Source organism: uncultured Gimesia sp. (assembly GCF_937910335.1).
GTDB lineage: Bacteria > Planctomycetota > Planctomycetia > Planctomycetales > Planctomycetaceae > Gimesia.
Genome location: NZ_CALEMX010000007.1, coordinates 1 through 3878, shown reverse-complemented (window position 1 = coordinate 3878; position 3878 = coordinate 1). Strand labels below are relative to the sequence as shown.

The 3878-nt window shown below is 44.3% G+C and carries 5 protein-coding genes; all 5 read right to left on the bottom strand.

Translation table 11 applies throughout. The annotated features are described in order from the left end of the window. Positions 1 to 905: flagellar motor switch protein FliG (fliG, locus tag Q0668_RS00255; protein WP_298858767.1), on the bottom strand; the 905-nt coding region annotated here is incomplete at its 3' end. A gap of 57 nt (positions 906 to 962) precedes the next feature. After that, positions 963 to 2528: a hypothetical protein gene (locus tag Q0668_RS00250; RefSeq protein ID WP_298858765.1), complete on the bottom strand. Its 1566-nt coding sequence runs from the start codon at positions 2526 to 2528 to the stop codon at positions 963 to 965. Positions 2529 to 2640: 112 nt separating this feature from the next. Then, positions 2641 to 2955, bottom strand: a complete 315-nt coding sequence (gene fliE, locus Q0668_RS00245) for a flagellar hook-basal body complex protein FliE (protein ID WP_298858763.1) — start codon at positions 2953 to 2955, stop codon at positions 2641 to 2643. A 61-nt stretch (positions 2956 to 3016) separates the two neighbouring features. Further along, positions 3017 to 3430: a flagellar basal body rod protein FlgC gene (gene flgC / locus Q0668_RS00240; RefSeq protein ID WP_298858761.1), complete on the bottom strand. Its 414-nt coding sequence runs from the start codon at positions 3428 to 3430 to the stop codon at positions 3017 to 3019. A gap of 47 nt (positions 3431 to 3477) precedes the next feature. Next, positions 3478 to 3878: flagellar basal body protein (locus tag Q0668_RS00235; RefSeq protein ID WP_298858758.1), on the bottom strand; the 401-nt coding region annotated here is incomplete at its 5' end.

The window sequence follows — 3878 nt, the reverse complement described above, 5'->3', positions numbered from 1 at the left end:
TGAATTGCTTCAACATCACTAACGCGAATTGGCCCTAAATATTCCATCTCTTCACGCAATAAATCAGCGGCCCGCTGTGACAGATTACTGAGAACTTTCTGTTTGATTTCTTCAGAAGCACCTTTGAGTGCCACTGCCCATTGATTGGTTTCGACTTCCTTCAACAAGGATTGAATTGCCTTGCTATCCAGTTTCACTAGATCATCGAAGACAAACATCAACCGCCGAATCTCATCCGCAAGATCTGGTGTATCTTCATCCATGTTTTCCAGAATCCCTTTATTGGTCATCCGGTCGGTAACGTTCAGAATCTCTGCAACCAGCTCGACACCCCCTGCGTTTTCCATTCCTTGACTGAAAGTATTTTTCATGCGATGTTCGAGACTCTTTTCAACATCCCGAACCACTTCCGGACTGGTTTGTTCCATATTCGCAATCCGCTTGATCACATCAACCTGCTTATTAGAAGGCAGACCAGCCAGCACTTCCGCTGCCAGATTACTAGGCAGATGTGACATAATCATGGCAATGGTTTGAGGGTGCTCCTCAATAATAAAAGTTAACAGGTTCGTCGCGCCTGATTTCTGCAAAAAACCAAACGGAACAGAATTCATGGACTGGTTTATGCTATCCAGAATCGAGCCTGCCCCTTCTTTACCCAGAGACTGTTCCAGAAGTTCATTCACGGCATCCAACCCACCCCGCTCCATACTCGTCTGCTCACTGCGAATTGTTGTGAATTCATTCAAAACCGTTGTTTGCTGTTCTTTGGAAACATCAGACATCTTGGCAATTTTCATTGTCACTTTTTCGACATCATCTTTTTTCATCAAGCTGAGAACTTCTGCGGCAAGCGCTTTATCCAGGCTTAATAATAAGACGGCTGCTTTTTGTAATTCATCCATTTTTTCAATCCACAGTCTATTAGATTTACCAACTCAATATATTAATGTGATTCTCGGTTATGTCGTTGACTGTATCCATTTACTCAACACCTGCGCTGCCACTTCAGGATTATCGCGTACTTGAAGCTGAACCTCATCTCGTTGAGTCAACTCACTTGGAGTTTGGGGAGCATCCTCTTTTGATTCTGGTACCTGTGACATAGGCGTCGGAAGGCTGATGCTTTCAGGATCGACCTCTTCCATTTGCGGCATGCTTTTATTGAGCATCCATAAAGCCCAAATAGCAAATAAGCCCAACCCAAGAGTACTGCCCCACTGGCTCACAAATTCACCAAGACTTTCTGTCAGAGGCAAATCTAATTCTGGTACATCAGCATCAATACGGACATGGGAAATAACACTGACTGCATCAGCCGCTGACTGTGATGGTATTAATTTCTGCACTTGTTTCTGAATGTTCGCCTCAATTTCAGTTTTAATGGCATCCGTTTCCTGCTTAAAGGCGGCAAGCTCTGCTTCAGCTTCCCCTTTTTTGATCCCACGCTTCACTGCAACTGCTGAGTAATAATCTTCTGGAATTGAAACCGAAACCTGCACAGTACTAGGCATGGCTGCGACAAATTCTTTTTCAGTCCAGGTAAAAGAAGGTGCCGTAGTCGATTCATTATTCGTTTCTGTTACTTTCTCTGTTTTCTCATTTCCTCGAGCCACAGACAGTGAATTAGGTTGATTTGATCTCGCCCCCGGTTCTGCACGAGCCGGCTTCTGAATAATATCACGTTCCGAAGATTGCTCTTTTGATTGTAAAGTGACCGACCCTTCGGTACTGATCTCCTGTTTTCGTTCAACGTACCGCTTTAGGTTTTCAACATCGACGTTTACATTGACAATGACATCCGGAACGTAAGAGATAGAGTCAAGGATTTTATCCTGATAGTTTTTCGTATGTTTATTGACCCAGGAAATAAACTTGCTGTCGAAGGCATCGTCTTTGTCATCCGCCCTGTATGAGGTTCCCGTTGATTGATCGAATACGGTTACCGATTCAGCTGTCAAATCGGGAACCATCGTGGCAACGGCGGCACGCAGGCTGGTAATAAGCGTATGCGTTAATTCTTTTCCCGGATGCGGAGTAACCATCACGGTGGCGGTCACTTCAGGTGTCGTATTGTTCCAGCGCAGGCGTTTCTTGGAACGTGCCCACATCACACTGGCATCTTCAATTGCAGGAATCGCTCGAATCATGCGACGTAACTGATTTCCCAACGCGATATCCCGCATGACCTGCAGTTGATCTTTGCTGACAAACATGCTTGATTTCTCAAATTGTTCCTGCCATTCCGAAGCCCAGTCGGTAGGCAAGCCTCCCCCTTCAATTAAAGCAGCGTTATAACGGGGGACTTCAGACTGGGGTACCAGGATTCGTTGACCCCTTCGGGAAAAATCAGTCAGGCCAGCTCGCAACAGAACTTCCTCTGCATGAATCACCTCCTGAGTTGTAAAATCTTTTCCCAACGAAAGTGAAACATAACTGGAATTGCTGTCTCGAAAGAAGAGAATCCCAAAGGCCAGCATCATCAATACCGGAACAGCCAGCAGGATAGCGCGCTGACTGCCGGACATTGAATGAAACAATGTAACAAACTGTTGATATATATTTTTAATGGTATCCATACCGGGTGACCAATCGACTAATCCGTGTCAAAATGGGAATGTTTATTATTTTCGATATGCTCTACATTTGCATATTCTGAATCTCATTATAGGCTTCTAAAAGTTTATTTCGCATTTGAACCATCATTCTCAATGCCAGATCCGCTTTCTTAATCGATGAAAACACTTCGGCCTGTGTAATATCCTCACCAATCAAACCACCTTCAATCGCCTGCTGTGACTGAACCTGCAACTGATTGACATTATCAAGCGACTGCAACATCATGTCCTTGAAAGAATGTCCGCCAGTCGCAATACCGGCACCATTCTCATTCATTCCGACAGGTGGAATGCCAGGCAAAAATGTGTTTCCGATTTGACTGATTGAGTTTGTCATCTTCTTCCCTTCCTTGAGATCAGATGAAATCATGATTCATTAAAATAGCGGGTTCCTGAAATCAGGCCAGGATTCTTAACGACGTACTAAACATATCTTTGGTAATATCTAATGCGGAAATATTGGCCTCATAAGCACGGCCGGCTTCTAATGCATTTACAAATTCTGTCACAACATCAATGTTAGGATAGGTAACGTTTCCATCTTGATCCGCGTGAGGATGTCCCGGACTATATGTTTTTCGCAATTCGCTGTCTGTATCAATCTCAATCTTGTATTTGACACCGACACCCGTCGATTCCGGGTCCAGACTATCAGTATCTGCCTGAAATGTAACCATTCTGCGATAAAAAGGGGCATCCCCACTCTTTGGATCATGCGATACATTCACCGCAGCAATGTTGCCGGCGATTGTATTCATACGTTGACGCTGTGCAACCAGGGCACTGGTACTGATGTCAATTCCCTTTAACATATCCTGCTCCTTTATAAGATCTTATTTCTAAAATTCTGGATCAAAAATCAGGGACGTTCGGAAATCACCATCATTAACTGATTCATCTGTGCCATCATGACTTCAACAGCAAACTGTTGCATCATCGAGTTTTTGGTCATCTGCATGACCTGAGACTCCATACTGCGATTATTTGCATCCTGAAATGTTAAATTCTGGGGCGAAGCTTCCTGAGCCTGAAACAGGCTGCGCGGAAACAGACTTTCCAACTGTGTTTGTAATGCCTGATTATTTGAAACCGTAGCTGGCATGCCCAATGAAGTTTGTGCCGCCCCGGGGGATAAATTATCTTTTAATTGAATCGCTTCACGCAAAGCCAGCTGAAAATCATTCACAGGCAAATCGCGCATTTTATATTCAGGGGTATCAATATTCGCAATATTCCCAGCCAGTACTTCTTGCCGACGTT

What these genes read in the sequence shown, in the direction of transcription:
- Q0668_RS00250 (WP_298858765.1), bottom strand. Translation starts at nt 2,528, where the DNA reads ATGTCCGGCAGTCAGCGCGCTATCCTGCTGGCTGTTCCGGTATTGATG.
- fliE (WP_298858763.1), bottom strand. Translation starts at nt 2,955, where the DNA reads ATGACAAACTCAATCAGTCAAATCGGAAACACATTTTTGCCTGGCATT.
- flgC (WP_298858761.1), bottom strand. Translation starts at nt 3,430, where the DNA reads ATGTTAAAGGGAATTGACATCAGTACCAGTGCCCTGGTTGCACAGCGT.